The organism is Geobacter sp., assembly GCF_030834625.1.
Lineage (GTDB): Bacteria > Desulfobacterota > Desulfuromonadia > Geobacterales > Geobacteraceae > Geobacter.
The window spans coordinates 1-15,370 of record NZ_JAUQXO010000047.1 but is presented as its reverse complement, the minus strand read 5'-3'; the positions used below and the strand labels follow the sequence as shown (position 1 = coordinate 15,370).

The window sequence follows — 15,370 nt, the reverse complement described above, 5'->3', positions numbered from 1 at the left end:
CGGTTTTCTCCGCAACCCGCGCCCTCACCGCTTGAACATCCGCTCCACCTCCGGAAGGGACAGCCGTTGGAGGACGGGCCGGCCGTGGGGGCAGTTTGTGGAAAAGTCAGTGGTGTCCATCTGGGCGAACAGGGCCTCGATCTGGCCGGAGGTCAGGGGGTGCTCACCCCGCACAACGCTGTGACAGGCGATGCGAGTGAGGATCTCTTCCACCGCGTCGGCCACGGAACGGTTCGCACCGACCGCCTGAAACTCCTCCAGGGTATCCCGCAGGATGCGGAGGTAGTCTTTCCCGGCAAGAATCCGTGGCACCCCCTTGACGACCCAGGTGGTGCCGCCGAACTCCTCCAGATCGAACCCCATGCGGCGCAGCTCTTCCTGGTGCTCATTCAACTCCGCCGCCTCCCGGTGGGAAAGCTCCAGGGTATCGGGAAAGAGAAGCCCCTGCCCCTCCACCCCGCCAGCGGCGAACTGGGCCTTGAGGCGCTCGAAGGCTACCCGCTCGTGGGCCGCGTGCTGGTCGATGATGACAAGATCGCTTTCGTCCTGGCAGAGAATGTAGGAGGCATGGAACTGGCCGATGATCGCGAGCCGCGAGAAGTAGCCGCGATCCACGGGTCGGGCGGGTTCCTCAGCAGTGATGGTCGGCATTGAAACGACAGCAGGCTGCGGCTGAAAGAAAGGCCTGATCGGCGCCGGCGCGGGACGGTAGTTCACAAGAAGTTCCCGCACCTCGGCGACCCGCTCCGAACTCACCGTCGGCTCGCGGCGCTGTGGAGTGGCAGCAACGGTCGGTACCGACGGGGCCTGGCGCAGCCAGGGGGTCGGGCGGAGGGCCTCCTCGATCACCCCCTGGATAATGTCGTGAACGATCCCCTGCTGGCGGAAGCGGACCTCGTGCTTGGTGGGGTGCACGTTCACATCCACCTCCCCTGCCGGAACCTCGACAAAGAGGACCACCACCGGGTAGCGCCCCCGCTCCAGGAAGTTGCGGTAGGCCTGGAAAATGGCGTGCTGCACCACCCGGTCGCGGATGAAACGGCCGTTGATGAAGGTGTAAAGGTGCCCGGCGGCGGAGCGGCTCACGTCGGGACGGGCCACAAGCCCACGCACCGTCACCCCCTCCACGACTGCATCAAGGGGATACAGGGCACCGGCAATGGAGCGTCCCAGGAGAGCTGCCACCCGCTCCTCCATGGTGCCGTTCAGGGCCCGGAAGACCGTCTTGCCGTCGTTCAGGTACGTGAAACGCACCTGGGGTCGGGATATGGCGAGGCGGGTGAGAAGATCCCCCACATGTCCGGCTTCGGTCTCGGCGCTCTTCATGAACTTGAGCCGGGCCGGCGTGTTGAAGAAGAGGTTCCGCACGGTGATGACCGTACCTTCGGCCATGCCGCATGCTTTCACTTCCTTGATCCGTCCCCCCTCCGCATAGATCTCCGTCCCCTCGATGGCTCCCGGCTGGCGGGTGGCAAGGGTGAAACGGGAGACGGAGGCGATGGAGGGGAGCGCCTCCCCGCGAAAACCGAGGGTGCTGAGGGCAAAGAGATCGTCGTCAGAGGAGATCTTGCTGGTGGCATGGCGCTCAAGGGACAGGAGTGCGTCTTCCCGGGACATGCCGCTCCCGTCGTCGGTCACCCGGATAAGGCGCCTCCCCCCTGCCTCAATCTCCACGATGATGTCGCGGCAACCGGCGTCCAGGGAGTTCTCCACCAGCTCCTTCACCACCGAGGCGGGGCGCTCCACCACCTCGCCGGCGGCTATCTTGTTGGTCAGGTTTTCAGGAAGGATTCTGATGCGGGTCAACACGGTCTCCCTCTCCCCCTCAGGCGAGCTTCTTCCGGATGGAATCAACCACATGGGCGGCATCGTTGATGGCGGTGTAGATGAGGTTCGGATGCTTCTCCTCCTGGATGCTGCCGCCGCAAATCTTCATGAACGAAGGGGAAATGGCCCCTCCGATGACGTAGACCCCCTTGCGGGTCGATTCGTATTCGGCTGTGAGGAGAATAAGCCGATCCCCTTCCTTGGCCACAGTGCAGACCCCCTCGGCGCAGGCGATAGTCTGGACGCCGATCTTGTCGAAGATGGGGAGCGGCCCCTGGTAGCCGATACAGGCGATGACGCTCTTCATGGGGAAGCTCATGGCGTGATAGATCTCGATCCCGTCCGGCTGGCGAAACTCGTTGATCCTGATGACGAGACGGTCGACCCCCTCCTCGTCCACCTCGCCGATGCGGGGTATAGCGCCAGGCAGGAGGCGGATATTGCCGCCCAGAAGGATCTCCTCGCCGAGGCGCTGTGCGGTCTCCTTGTTCACGTCGAATTTCTCGGCCACGTGGGACCAGTAGACCGGCTGGGTGTCCTGGGCCTCCCGCTTCGCCTTGAGGATGGAGATGATGACGTCGGCGGCCGTGTTTCCGCCGCCGATGACAAGCGTCCGCACCCCCACGTACTTCCGCGGATCGTCGAGGGAGGTGGCGACCATCTTTGCGTCGCCATAGACCGTCAGCTCCCGGGGGATGTTGCTGCCGAAGGCGAGGACCACCTTGCGCGCATTGAAGTCCCCCTTTGAGGTTCGTACAACCAGATGGTCGCGCGTATCCTTGATATCCTCGAAGGACACCTCGGTCTGGACGTTCAGGTTCTCATGCTGGACGAAATGCTGCACGTACTGGATGTACTTCTCCACGGCCACCGGCTTGTCGGGGGGGCGCAGTTCCTCCACCAGGAACGGCTCCGGGTTATCCTTGGGCTTCGAGGGGTAGACATTCTTTCCCTCAGGGTAGGTGCTGGCAATCCCCTGGAAGACCGTCTTTCCCTGCTCAAGCATGATATACGAAAGGCCACTGCGGTGGCAGAGGTAGGCTGCAGCCACCCCTGCCGGCCCGGCACCGACGATAACCACATCGAAACTTTCCATGATGACCTCCTTTTTTCATGAATTGTCCCAGCATAGCACAAAAAGAAAAAACCCGGAGCACTTCTCTCCGGGTCATCTTTGTCTCTTCGCGATTTATTCACAGCCCCATAAGCGGCGCTGAACTGAGAGTACTGCTCATTCCCCCTGGTCGGCAGCCTGGGCGTTGCAGCGATCAACCACATCCCTGAGCCAGGCGATCTCATCGGGCAGAAACTGCTTGGAGTACTCGGTCCCCACATTCAGCGCCCAGTGCAGCGGCGGCATGGTGGTTGACGCCAGCACATGGCCCGGCACCTCCACGCAGCGGCTCTCGGACTGGGTCCAGGCCTGCAGGCGCTCCCGGCTATCGAAGAGCATCAGGTAGTCATTCCCCTCCGCCTCAATGACCAGCGGCAACACCTGCCCCTCCTGCGGGGTGTCAACCTCCCCCTCAAGGGCCTTCTCATCCAGAATCGGGACGTAAAAAGTGGAGTTGAGAAAGAGATCGTAAAACTTCGACTGGTTCTTGGCGTCGCTCATATCCTGACGAAAGGTAACCAGCGCCTCATCAAGTTGGGTCATTTCGGGCGTTCCTTTCGTATGCACTACCACCGCTTGGTGATCTCGATGAGGTGATAACCGAACTGCGTCCTGACCGGACCAAGAACCTTGTTGATCTCGCCGGAAAAGACAACCTCGTCAAACTCCTTGACCATCTGGCCCGGGACAAAAGCGCCAAGATCGCCTCCCTGCATGCGCGAAGGGCAGGAAGAATTTTTTCTGGCAACCTCGGCAAAATCAGTTCCGGCTTCGATCTCAGCTTTGAGTTTCAGGCATTCGGCTTCGGTGGCCACGAGGATGTGGCGGGCGGTTGCGGTAGGCATGGCGACTCCTTGAATTGTGGTGATGAATGGGTTACGTCAGATTATTCCCCTGCGAGTCCAGAACCATCGTTACAAAACGACGTGGATTTGTGCGGAAGACTATAGCAAGCTACCCGCTCTAAATCCACTGAAAGAATGGGTTGTCGTGGAAACAGGACACGCTCTGAAAACCTTTGGTGGTGTACCGCTTGCAGAACCATGCACGTTGCAGATCATGTGGTAAAGTTAACGGGAATAATTCTCGTCGCTTAGATGGTGACTGCATGAATTACGGTCGTTATCAGATTGTGAGAGACTTAAAGTCGGTCTGGGGGAATATGAGGTTCGGCTTTCCCGTTCAGGTTACAGTGAAAGCACGATCAGAATCGAAAAAATGACCGACTATCCACTTACACAAAAACTGGAACCTCTCAAATAGCGAGCATTCAGCATGATCAAACTGATTTCTGCCTCTGCAACCGATGTTGGGCTGAGACGCACAAACAACGAGGATGCCTGCCTCGCCATACCCGAAGAGAGGCTGTTTGCGCTTTCGGACGGCATGGGTGGAGCTGCGGCGGGGGAGATCGCAAGCGGTTATTTCATTGATACCGTAAGGGAAGTTTTTAGCGGCCAGAACCGTTCGTCCGAAGAAAAGGTCTGCGCCTTGGTCCAGGAAGCGTTCAGGCTATCGAATCAGCGAATAATCAGTCATGCAGCAGAGCACCCGCAGGACGAGGGGATGGGATGCACCGGGGAACTTCTGACATTCTGCTCTAACCGGTACATTATCGGCCATGTGGGAGACAGCAGGATATACCTCTTCAGGGAGGGGAAACTGAGACAGATCACCAAAGACCATTCACTGGTACAACTTCAAGTGGACCAAGGGATAATCTCTGCCGAAGAGGCGAAACAGCATCCGATGAAGAACATCATTCTCAGGGCATTGGGGAGTGTTCCCTCTCTTTCGCTCGACATTATCAAGGGGAGTGTGCTTCATCACGATATCTTCCTCCTCTGCTCCGACGGACTCAGCGACATGGTTGTCGACGCGGTAATCCAGAATACCCTCGCGACAACGCATTCCTTGGAGTACAAGGTGCAGAACCTCATCGAGTCAGCCAACTCGGTAGGCGGCAGGGACAACATCACAGTGGTTCTTTGCGAGGTAGAGGCCACATGATATGCGTACAAATTTGTCAATTATATCTCCTAATGCAGCATCGCCAGCCTGGCAGAAATAACGAAGGGAGGGGCAGCAAATCGTTATTTCTGTCGATGCAAACCTGCCACGGAGGCCTCCCTAGAATTTCAACGTCGCAATGAACACCTTGTCGAAATCCGTGGCGGCAGCGAGCTCCACCACCTCAACGGCATCGGCGAGGATCTCCATCTCCCGTCGACTCTCCCGGTCGAGGAGGAACGCCTCGCCGCCGGTCTTGGAGGTGTTGCCGACGAAGTCAATCTTTCCGCTGAACTCCGACGGAAGGAGGCCAAGGGCGGTGAGACTCTCGGCGCGCAGGTGGTAGCCGAAGGATCCGGCGATGAGAACCCTATCCACATCTCCTGCCCCGATGCCGAGATGTCGCAGCAGGAGCTCAATGCCAGCCCTAATCGCCCCTTTGGCAAGCTGGACCTGGCGGATGTCCTGCTGGGTAAGAGAAACCTTCTCCGTAAGTCTGAAGGTTGGTTTTCCATCCCGCTTGACAAGCCGTTCCCGGAGATGAGCCGGAATTCCCGCTGCATCGGCAGCGACAAAGCGGCCGTTGGGGCCTATGACGCCTGCGGTCACCAGTTCCGCCACGATGTCGATGAGTCCGCTGCCGCAGATGCCGGTCGCCACGCCACCGCCGATGACACCGATCTCCACCTCTCCATCCCACCGCACATAGAACCGTTCGATGGCCCCCTCCCCCGCCCGCATGCCACAAGTAATGTTCATCCCCTCGAAGGCGGGGCCGGCGGCGGTGGAGGTGGCCCAGAGCGTACCGTCCTTGACGATGGCCATTTCGCCGTTGGTGCCGATGTCAACCAGCAGCGTCGTCCCCGGTTTCTCGTGGAGCCGGGTGGCAAGGATGCCGGCGGTGATATCAGCCCCCACGTAGGCGGAGATGACCGGCGGCAGGTAGACCATGCCGACAGGAGCGATGGCGATCCCCGTTTCCGCTACACTCCGGTGGCAGCCGCCGCGAAGCTCCACGGTGTACGGGTACTTGCCGAGGGGTGCCGGATCGACCCCGCAGGCCAGATAGAGCATGGTGGTATTGCCGGAAAAGACCGCCTCGTAAATCCGCTCCGGCTCCACGCCGGCCTTACCGGCCACGTCAACGGCGAGGCGGTTGATCTCGGCGACGACGCTCTGCCTCATCTCGTCGAGCCCCCGGTGGGTGGAAGCGAAGCGGATACGGGAGAGAATGTCCTGGGCATGGAGGCTCTGGGGATTGAGGGCCGACGCGGTGGCGAGCTCCCGTCCGTCCGCCAGATCAATGAGGGCGGCCACGAGGGTGGTGGTGCCGATATCGACCACCAGGCCGAAACGCTCGTCAGTCGTATCCCCCTGTTCAACGGCGAGGAGTTTGTCGCCCGCCACGACAGAGGTCTCGTTGCAGACAGGATCGTAGCGCTTGACCACGAAGGGGCGAAGCGTCACATCCCCCCGAACGCCGTGGGCGGCGATCTTGAGCCCCTCCTCTTTCCGCTCGGGGACCGTCACCGTCAGGTCGGCGACAATCTCCCCATGGCAGGCGAGGACGGCGGATACCCCCTCCCCTGCCCCAAAGGGGCCGGAGCCCCCCGGAAGCCGGAGCGAGGCGAGATTCTCCTCCGTCACAAGGACCCGACACTTGCCGCAGGTGCCGGCACCGTTGCAGGGGGCCTCGATGGTCACTCCTGCCATTCGGCCGGCTTCGAGGAGAGTGGTGCCGGAAGGGACAATGATCGAGCGGTCGTCGGGAAGGAAGCGGACAGTCGGCATCTCAGCGCCTCTCCTTTACCGCGCCGGTCATGGCGTTAATGGCAGCAAGGCTGCTCGACGTGCTCAGGCCGCAGGCCGGGGAGATGATGTCGACGCCGTCCTGCACGAGCCGCTCGGTGGTGTGGGCAACCTTGTCCGGGTCGCCGTCCTCCAGAAGGTAGGTGCTCACGTTCCCCATGGTGGTGATGCTCGGATACTCTTCTTTGAGGAGCCGCAGGTTCACCATGGCGTCGGTGCTGATGGCGTCGGCACGCAGTTTCGGGATGAGGGGCTTCACCGCCTTCAGGTCGCCGCAGATGTGGAGGATCACCGGCACGCCGGCGTCGTGGATACCGTTGATCACCCGGTTCAGGTATTCCACGGCGTACTCCTCGAAGGCCAGGGGGCCGAGGATCTCGCCGGTTGCGGTGGGGTCGCCGATGCAGATGGCGGTGGCCCCTCCATCCACCAGGAGCCGGGCGTAGGCGATGAGGAAATCGGAAACGTAGGTGAGCACCCGGTGGGAGTTTTCCCGGTCCTTGCGGAGCTCGCGCAGAAACTGCATCGGGTCGATGATGGAGGCGGCGGTGCTGATCGGTCCGGTGAGGCTGCCGATGACCGGCACGTCGGAGTGGGCCTTCGCCAGTTGGCGCCCTGCCTCGGCCACTTCCAGAATGCGGCCTTCGTCAAGCATCTGCCTGATGTCGCGGTAGACCACCGCGCCCACGGAGGGGAAGACCTCCTGCCTGATCTTCGGTTCGCATTCCAGGGTGCCGAAGTCGATCTCGCTCCCGAGCACCTCCGCCTCGACGGTCATGCAGAAGGGGATGCCGAAGTTCTCGAAGCCGGTCTGCTCCTGCACGTCCCGGGAGAGGCCGGCCATGAGATCCGCTTCGAAGTGGGCCTCAGGCAAGGTGCGGCCGGTATGGGTCATGACGTCGACGATGGCGGCGTTCATCATTCCACCGGTGCAGATGACCGGGGGACGGTCGACTTTCTTGTTGTGCAGTACGTTCAAAAGCCGCTCTTTCGGGCTCAGGCTCATGTATAAATCCTTTCCTTATATGCCGGGAAACACCCCCCTGCTCGCCTTGCTCGCTTCCCCCCTACAAAGTAGGGGGGATTGAGGGGGGTCCTGAAATTATGCCAGGTTTACCGGCCACCCAACCTCCCGCACGGTGTCGAGCATGGCGCGGATGTTGGCAAACGGCGTCTCCGTCGGCAGGCTGCACCCGGAGGCGACGATGTACCCCTTGGGATTGTCATGGGCCTGGCGGATACAGTCCAGAGTGGCCCGCCACACGTCCTCCGGCGTCCCCTGGAGCATGACGGCCGATGGGTGGACGTTCCCCATGAGCCGGACCCGATGCCCCACCTCCCGCTTGGCGTCGAGGAGGCTCGCGTCGTTGTCGATGCTGATGCAGTCGGCCCCGGCATCGGCCATGGCCTCCCAGATCTTTGCCGTCTTGCCGCAGATATGGAGCGTCACGCTCTTTTCCCGGCCGTGAATGACGTCAATGAGCCGCTTCAGGTACGGATAGGAGAACTCCCGGAACTGCCGCGGGCTGATGACCGTGGACGACGACATGGCGTCGGTGAGGCTCGGGGTGGCGCCGGCGCCGATGATCGCCTCGACGTAACGGATGCCGGTCTCCAGCGACAACTCGCAGAGCCGGTGGACCGTCTCCGGCTCCCTGAGCATCAGCCGCGCCAGGGTCTCGGCCCCCACGAGGAACGAGGCGTTGGTGAAGGGGCAGGTGACCGCGCCGGTGACCGGCACCTCCGTTCCCACGGCATCGACGGCGATCCGCATCGCCTCCAGGTGATGGGGAAGGTTCCCGTCCCGGTGCGGGTCGGCAGGCTGCAATCGGTCAATCGCCGTCGGGGCGGCGATGGCCGGCGCCGCCAGGTAGGCGGTTTCGTCCGCCGGATAGTGGACCGTGGCTCCCATGGACTCGGCCTGGGTGTAGAGGTCGGTGAAGACACGGATGGTGTCGTAGCCGAAGAGGCGGTAGGCGGCCACCTGGGCCTCGGCGATGAGCTGGCCGTTGCCGCGGAAATCCCCCACCCGGGCGCCAATCACCCGCGCCGCCGTGTTGCCGACGATGGGGACGCACGGCAGGCGGTCGATGGGCTCACCCTTGGCGTAGGCCGCCAGCCGCTGCAGCGGCGTCATGGCATCAGCGGCCATCAGGCAGCCACCGCCTCGGCCGCGGTCAGGCGCCGGGCGAGCCGGACCGCATCGGCCGCGTTGACCGCGTACCCGTCGGCGCCGATCCGGTCGGCAAACCCCTGGGAGATGGGACCGCCGCCGACGATAACCTTGAAGCTGTCCCGGATACCCTGGTCATTCAGCTGACGCACCACCTCCCCCATGCCGTCCATGGTGGTGGTCATGAGGGTGGAGAGGGCGATGATGTCGGCATCGATCTCCCGGGCCGTATCGACGAAGCGGGCCGGCGGGATGTCCCGCCCCAGGTCGGTCACGTCGAAACCGGAGGTCTCCAGCATGATCCTCACCAGATTCTTGCCGATGTCGTGGGTGTCCCCCTGGATGACGCCGATCACCACCCGCCGCTTCTCCGCCACCGCATCCTGGCGGATGTGGGGCTTCAGGACGTCCATCCCGGCGTACATGGCGTCGGAGCACATGAGGAGCTCGGGGATGAAATACTCCTCTTCGTCGAACAGCTCCCCTGCCCGCTCCATGCCGGCCGACAGCCCCTTCTCGATCGCCTCGTAGGCGTCGATCTTCGCGGCGACCACGGCCTCGGCAGTGGCGACCGCCCTGTCCTCGTCCATATCGACGACCGCGGCGGCCAGTTCCTTGAACAGTTTTTCCTTCACTTCAGACATCACACAACCTCCCGTTTTTGTAGGGGCGCGGTTGCCGCGCCCTGGGCGGGGGAACCCGCCCCTACAGGTTACCGATTCACCACAATAGCCCCGATGAGATCCTCAGCCAGCCGCAGGCCCCCCCGGAAGCCGGTATACCCCCGGTCCAGGACCGCGCGGTTGGCCACCGGAAACGACACCGACAGATGGGGCGCGCCGAGCTGGATTGCCAGTTCCCGCTCCAGGGAACTCCCCACCACGAAGGCCGGACTGAAGGCGTTGTGGTACTTCTCCCCCTTGGTGCGGGGCCAATGCCGGTTCAGATGCCCCAGTACCTCGCTGGCATCGGTCTCGAACACGAGATTCGTCCGGTAGCCCGAGGAGAGATTCGCTACCCGCCCGGCAAGGGCCTCCCGCTCCTCATCCTTCAGCTGGTCGGTGCAGACAGTCAGCTCCGGCAGCCACCCGAGATCGTCGGCCAGGAAGCGGGTCAGGGCCACGGCGTAGTTGCCGTCCCCCACCACCACGGTGTAGCGCTGGAGGTCCAGGTCGTTCCAGCAGTCGGTGAGAGGTTCGAGGATCTGGTAGTAATGCCGCTTCTCCCGAGCGATGACCGCTTCCACCCGGTCGCTTTCGAGGTTGAGGGCATTTCCGACGGCCCGGAGAAACTCCCCGGAGGCCGAAGGACCGATGGGGAGCGGCAGGGTCAGGTACGGGGTGCCGTGGCGATCCTCGAACTGCCTGGCTGCCTCTTGGCCATAGATGTCGGAGACCACGACGTTCAACTCCGCCTCGCCGGCCCGGCGGATGTTTTCCAAGGTGTCGGTCGGGGTGAAGAAGGCGTTGACCTCCAGACCAAGGAGCTCCAGCAGGTGCCGCGCCCCTTCCAGGTTCCCCCGCCAGAAGGGGTCCATGTACGGGACAACACCCCAGAGGTTCACCTTCCCCTTCACCTTCGGCAGATCCCGCTCCAGGTAGTCCTTCACCAGGGCCTGGAGCACCAGGTCGTACCCCCAGTAGGAGTTGCCGCGAAAGCCGCCGGTGATGGCTCCGATGATGGGCGCCCCCTCATCGCGGAAGTCGTTCACCACGGCGAAGATGTCGTCGCCGATCATCTCCGGGACGCAGCCGGTAAGCACTACGTAGAGCCCTCCATCGATGACCTCAAGGGTATTCTTGATCTGCTCGCGCAGTCGCTCCTCGCCGCCGAAGACCACCTCGTTCTCCTGCATGTTGGAGCTGGGGACCGTGAGGGAGCCGCAGTAGCCCCCCACCTGGAGGCCGCTGCCGCCGTTCTGGGTCCAGGCGAAGTTGCCGGCGCACCCCGAGGCGGCATGGAGGATGGGGATTCCCCCCGGCAGGGCGGTGACGGTGGCCGCCGCGCCGCCAAGGGAGCAGAGGAACCTCGGCCGCTCGATAAAATGCTCACTCATTTGCAGCCCTCCCGCGGGTGTTGAGGTAGGAAAACGGCTCGGCACCGTACCAGCTCTCCGTGTAGGGGAGCCGGAGATTCGCCGCCAGGTTCCGGTTGTAGGCCGGGTTTTTCAACTGACGGTGGAGCCGGCGGGCGATCTCGTAGACCCCGCGGTAGCCGATGTAGGCCAGGCCGGTGTTGTAGATGACGTGGCTCGGAATCCCCAGTTTCGAGGCGGTCATATTGCCGTTGGCGTGCCCCAGGAAAAGGTCCGGCTTGAGCCTTTTGAGCAGGTTCGCCTCCTCGAAGGGCTGCACGTTGGCGATGTCCACCACGTAGTCGGTCTTGGCCTCCTTTGCCAGCTTGCCGTATTCCTCGTTGGCGAACTCGTCATGGTGGAAGGAGCGGATTCCCACCACCTCGAAGCCGATCTCCTGGAGGAGGTTGGCTGTGGCCAGGGCCCGGAACTCGCCGGCGCTGACGAAAGCCTTCTTCCCCTCGAACAGGGGGCGGAACTCCTGGAGCGCTTCCTTCAGCTCCGCCTCCTCGACGGCAATCAGCCGCTCCACCTGCTCCTCCGCCCCGAAGACGGCGGCAATGTCCCGCAGCCAGAGGCTCGTGTTGGCGATCCCGACCGGCATGTGCCTGATGATGGACGGGACGCCGAACCGCTCCTGCAAATAGCCGAGGAAATAGTCGTCATGGGTCGGGCAGGTGCTGATGGAGAGCGCCGCCCGGGTGGCCTTCACGAAGGAATCGGGATGGGAGAAGACCGGGAAGACATTCACCTCCAGGCCGAGCCCCGAGAGGAGCCGCTCCAGTTCCTGCTCGTCGATCCGCCCCATGGAAGAGACGTTCATGAGGTTCACGGTCCGGGCCTCCCGCTCCTGCTCCCGCAGCACAGCCAGCGCGTCCTCGGGTTTGGGATCGGTCACGCCCCGCTCCTCCAGGAGGTTGCGGCCGATGGTGTGGTAGACCGCATCGTAGGCGGTGGCCCAGATATTGGTCTTGAATCCCTCGCAGTGGACCGGCAGCAGCTTTGCGCTCACCTGGGGCTGGAGCTTCTGGGCCACGCCGTCGATGTCGTCGCCGATGATCCCCGGCACGCAGCCGGCCACGATGGTGATGGTGGCCGGGCGGTAGCGCCGGTCCGCCTCGATGATCGCCTGCTCCAGCTTCGGCTCACCGCCGCTGATGACGTCGATCTCGTCCAGGGCGGTGGAGAGCCAGATGCCGTCCCTCGCCTTACCCTGGCGGACCGCGCTCCCCACCCGCACGTTGGCGTTCTGGGAGTGGGTGCAGGAGCCGCAGCCCAGGGCGCTGTGGAGCAGCACCACGTTGTCCGGCAGGGTGTTGAGCATGGCCAGGGCCGGCAGCAGGAGGCAGATGGAGCCCTGGGTGAAGCCCCGCTCGCCGTCGTCGATGAGGCAGCTCTTGCCGCCTTTTCCTTCGCAACGTTTCGCTAGGCCGCAGATGCTGTCCTGGTGGGCGATAACCGCCTTCAGCCGGTCCTCCCGCTTGGGGGGGACCTTTTGATCGAAATAACTCATGAAATTATCCTCGTTTGTAGGGCAGACCCGCGTGTCTGCCCTGATTTGTGCGAACACACGGGTTCGCCCCTACCCGATGTCGGGCCTAACCGGTGCCTTTCAGTTACGCCACCGGAGCAGGTGCCGCTCAAGCCGCTCGGTTCCCCAGGTGATGGTCGTCACCACGATGCTGATGAAGAAGATGCCGACGATGACCCGCTGGTAGTCGGCGAAGTCGGCGAAGTTCTTCACGTACCAGCCGATGCCAGAATTGGCGCCGATCAGCTCCGCCGCCGTCAGGAGCACCAGGGAGAAGACCAGCGCCAGGGTGGCCCCGGTGCAGATGGACGGCATGGCACCCGGCAGGATGACCCGAAGTAGCAGGGTTGGCTCTTTCAGGTTCAGTACCCGCGCCGAGTCGATCAAGCCCTTGGGAATATTGAAAACCCCGTGGACGGTATTGATGAAGACCGGCCAGAAGGCCCCGATGAAGATGACGAAGATCGATGCCGCCCGGAAGCTGGGGAGCAGGGCGATGGCGTAGGGGATGTAGACGATGGGAGGTATCGGCCCCAGCACCTTGGTGAAGGGGTTCACCGCCCGGAAGAGCCGCCCGCGCCACCCCACCAGAAGCCCCAGCGGGACCGCCGTCCCCAGGGCCAGCAGATAGCCGCTCACCAGCAGGATGAGCGAATTGACCAGCCCTTTGAGCATGTCGGGGAGCTCCGCCACAAAGAGCGCCAGCACCGCCTCAGGCTGGGGAAAGAGCATCGTGTCCAGCACCCCGAACCGGGCCGTGGCCAAGTGCCACGCCAGGAGGAACAGGTAGATGATGGCCGTCACGTCGCCGGCGCCGGTCGATGAACTCTTGCCCCGGAAGAAGATGCCGCGAAGCAGATAGACCGCCTCGATGGCAGCAACCAGAGCCACCAGATGGTACGGCTCCTCCATGCCCGGCACCGGCCAGAGCAGGGTTGCCAGCAGGACGATGAAGAGAGCGTTCGCTGTCGTGATGAGATTGTTCGTGACGTAGCCGTCTCCAGGGATTGCCGTGGGGGCGGGCCGTACCCGCCCCTCCGTCAGTGTTTCTTGATGTGCAGGTCCGGATCGACGGCACGAAAGTCCTTGTCCAACTCTTTCCATAGCTTCTCCTTCGGCTCACGCTTGTTTAGATTTGCCAGAGCCGCGGTGTAGATTCGGGTATTCACCCGCTGCTCGATCGGCTCGTTCGACGTGATGTAGTCGGCCTTCTTCATGAAATCCCAGAACTGGACGATCGATTTTTTATGGGGGTCAGGACTCACCAGAAGGTGACCGCCGTAGATGTCCTTGTACAGGTCGGCCTTGTCGATCTGGACGTACTTGGCAACGATGTCCACGGTCTCGTTCTTGTTGGTCTGGTAGAACTTGTAGGCGCGCAGCAGCGCCACCATGAACTTCTCGAAGTCGGCCTGGCGCTCCTTCAGCGTGGAGGTCAGGGCCACCTGCCGGCAGCAGGTGTGGGATTTGATGACGTCGCCCGAATACTTGACCACCACCAGCCCCTGCCTCTCGGCCATGGTGTAGTAGGGAATCCAGGTGAGCCCGGCATCCACAGCCCCTTTCTTCACCGCCTCCTGCACCGCTGCCGGCGAATCGAACTCTTTGATAGTCAGGTCTTTGCGCCAGTCGAGCCCCGCCTCGTGGAGGGCGGCACGGAAGACCACGTCGCCGGTGGCAAGGCGCACCGCGCCGATGGTTGCGCCGCGGTAGTTCTTCAGGTCCTTGAACCGCGCCGCCTTCTCAGGCTTGGCGATGAGGGCGTGCCCCTCCCCCATCTGCCCGCCGAACAGGGTGAAATCAGCCCCTTTGGCGATGAACGCCAGGGGGGCCGAGGTGCCGAAGGAACCGGCGTCAAGCTTGCCGCTCCTGATGGCGGTCAGCCCCTCGCCGGAGTTGGTAAAGCGGAACAGCTCCACGTCCAGCCCCTCCTGCTGGAAGAACCCCTTCTCCTTGGCCACGAAATAGAGGAGGTGGCCCGATGTGGGCAAGTGGCCGACCTTGAGCTTCCTCAGTTCCGCGGCTTGCCCTCCGGGTGTGCCCAAAGCGAGCAGGGTGATGGTGACGATGAGTGACAGGATTCGTTTCATGCGTGGTGCTCCTTGTCTGCTGTGTCTCAGCTTGAGGTACAGCGTGGTCAGTTGTTCTTTTTGTAGAACGTCAGCATTTGCTGATAGATCTTGTCCTTCGGTTCTTTCCTGATGACCGAATCAAGGGCCTGTTTGTAAATGTCCGTATTGATATGCCTGTCGATCGGGTAATCCTGGGTGATGTAGCCGGCCTCCTGGATGTGCTTCCAGAAGTCGAGAATCCCCTTGCGGAGCGGATCGGGGTTCGATTCGGCCACCCGCTTGACGTAGGTCTCGTTGCGGATGATCTCCTCGTCGATCTTCAGCGCTTTGGTGTAGATCTTCACGGTCTCGTCCGGGTTGGTCTTGTAGAAGCGGTAGGCGCGGATCAGGGCGGCCAGGAACTTCCGGTAGGTCTCCCGGTCGGCGTTGACCTCTTTCGTGTGGGCCACGATGCGGCAGCAGGTGTAATCGGGGTAGAACTCCTCGATGTAGTGGGCCACCTTCAGGCCGTAGTTCTTCTCGGCCAGGGAGAAGTGGGGGGGATACGCGAGGCCGGCATCCACCGCGCCTTTCTTGACCGCCTCGACAACCGCGGCGACGGTCCCGAATTCCACAAAGGTGAGCCTCTTGCAAAAGTGCATGCGACAAGCTGAATATAGTTGATTTTGTTGCATAAAAGTCGAGCTTCAAGGGTAACCATCTGATATTATTGGTTTGCGAGACAAACAATAACAGAAGGAGTACCCATGAAGCTCAAGGA

Annotated in this window: 14 protein-coding genes; 1 reads left to right on the top strand and 13 read right to left on the bottom strand. The window is 62.3% G+C overall.

Translation table 11 applies throughout. The features are described 5' to 3' along the window. Positions 1-24: 24 nt before the first annotated feature. From mutL to RCH91_RS12315, 4 genes are all read right to left on the bottom strand, one after another. The gene (mutL, locus tag RCH91_RS12330) at positions 25-1,809 is read right to left on the bottom strand and encodes a DNA mismatch repair endonuclease MutL (RefSeq protein WP_306535260.1); all 1,785 of its coding nucleotides are present in this window, start codon (positions 1,807-1,809) and stop codon (positions 25-27) included. 16 nt (positions 1,810-1,825) lie between these two features. Continuing rightward, the gene (locus tag RCH91_RS12325; protein WP_373694387.1) at positions 1,826-2,923 is read right to left on the bottom strand and encodes an NAD(P)-binding domain-containing protein; all 1,098 of its coding nucleotides are present in this window, start codon (positions 2,921-2,923) and stop codon (positions 1,826-1,828) included. Positions 2,924-3,058: 135 nt separating this feature from the next. Beyond that, the gene (locus RCH91_RS12320; RefSeq protein ID WP_306535259.1) at positions 3,059-3,484 is read right to left on the bottom strand and encodes an SseB family protein; all 426 of its coding nucleotides are present in this window, start codon (positions 3,482-3,484) and stop codon (positions 3,059-3,061) included. Between the two features lie 23 nt (positions 3,485-3,507). Continuing rightward, positions 3,508-3,786: a peptidylprolyl isomerase gene (locus RCH91_RS12315; protein ID WP_306535258.1), complete on the bottom strand. Its 279-nt coding sequence runs from the start codon at positions 3,784-3,786 to the stop codon at positions 3,508-3,510. A 430-nt stretch (positions 3,787-4,216) separates the two neighbouring features. Between RCH91_RS12315 and RCH91_RS12310 the strand changes: the two genes are divergently transcribed. Then, a complete protein-coding gene (locus RCH91_RS12310; RefSeq protein ID WP_306535257.1) occupies positions 4,217-4,951 on the top strand; it encodes a Stp1/IreP family PP2C-type Ser/Thr phosphatase in 735 nt (244 codons plus the stop codon). 120 nt (positions 4,952-5,071) lie between these two features. Here the strand turns inward: RCH91_RS12310 and RCH91_RS12305 are convergent, their stop codons facing one another. The 9 genes from RCH91_RS12305 to RCH91_RS12265 all read right to left on the bottom strand — a co-directional run bounded on the left by RCH91_RS12305 (position 5,072) and on the right by RCH91_RS12265 (position 15,224). Continuing rightward, positions 5,072-6,742, bottom strand: coding sequence for an ASKHA domain-containing protein (locus RCH91_RS12305; protein ID WP_306535256.1), 1,671 nt, complete (start codon positions 6,740-6,742; stop codon positions 5,072-5,074). Between the two features lies 1 nt (position 6,743). After that, entirely contained in the window at positions 6,744-7,766 is a 1,023-nt protein-coding gene (locus RCH91_RS12300; protein ID WP_306535255.1) for a uroporphyrinogen decarboxylase family protein, read from the bottom strand. A gap of 96 nt (positions 7,767-7,862) precedes the next feature. After that, complete coding sequence (locus RCH91_RS12295) at positions 7,863-8,912, bottom strand: uroporphyrinogen decarboxylase family protein (RefSeq protein WP_306535254.1); 1,050 nt, start codon at positions 8,910-8,912, stop codon at positions 7,863-7,865. After that, positions 8,912-9,577: a corrinoid protein gene (locus RCH91_RS12290; protein ID WP_306535253.1), complete on the bottom strand. Its 666-nt coding sequence runs from the start codon at positions 9,575-9,577 to the stop codon at positions 8,912-8,914. Before RCH91_RS12290 ends, RCH91_RS12295 begins: the two co-directional genes overlap by 1 nt. 68 nt (positions 9,578-9,645) lie before the next feature. After that, positions 9,646-10,989 carry a nitrogenase component 1 gene (locus RCH91_RS12285; RefSeq protein WP_306535252.1) on the bottom strand — a complete coding sequence of 448 codons (1,344 nt, stop codon included), beginning with the start codon at positions 10,987-10,989 and terminating at the stop codon, positions 9,646-9,648. Further along, entirely contained in the window at positions 10,982-12,520 is a 1,539-nt protein-coding gene (locus RCH91_RS12280) for a nitrogenase component 1 (protein ID WP_306535251.1), read from the bottom strand. The genes RCH91_RS12285 and RCH91_RS12280 overlap by 8 nt, the downstream gene beginning before the upstream one ends. Positions 12,521-12,619: 99 nt before the next feature. Next, positions 12,620-13,642: an ABC transporter permease gene (locus RCH91_RS12275; RefSeq protein ID WP_306535250.1), complete on the bottom strand. Its 1,023-nt coding sequence runs from the start codon at positions 13,640-13,642 to the stop codon at positions 12,620-12,622. Next, positions 13,579-14,628: an ABC transporter substrate-binding protein gene (locus RCH91_RS12270; RefSeq protein ID WP_306535249.1), complete on the bottom strand. Its 1,050-nt coding sequence runs from the start codon at positions 14,626-14,628 to the stop codon at positions 13,579-13,581. Before RCH91_RS12270 ends, RCH91_RS12275 begins: the two co-directional genes overlap by 64 nt. Positions 14,629-14,675: 47 nt before the next feature. After that, the gene (locus RCH91_RS12265; RefSeq protein WP_306535248.1) at positions 14,676-15,224 is read right to left on the bottom strand and encodes an ABC transporter substrate-binding protein; all 549 of its coding nucleotides are present in this window, start codon (positions 15,222-15,224) and stop codon (positions 14,676-14,678) included. Between the last annotated feature and the right edge of the window lie 146 nt (positions 15,225-15,370).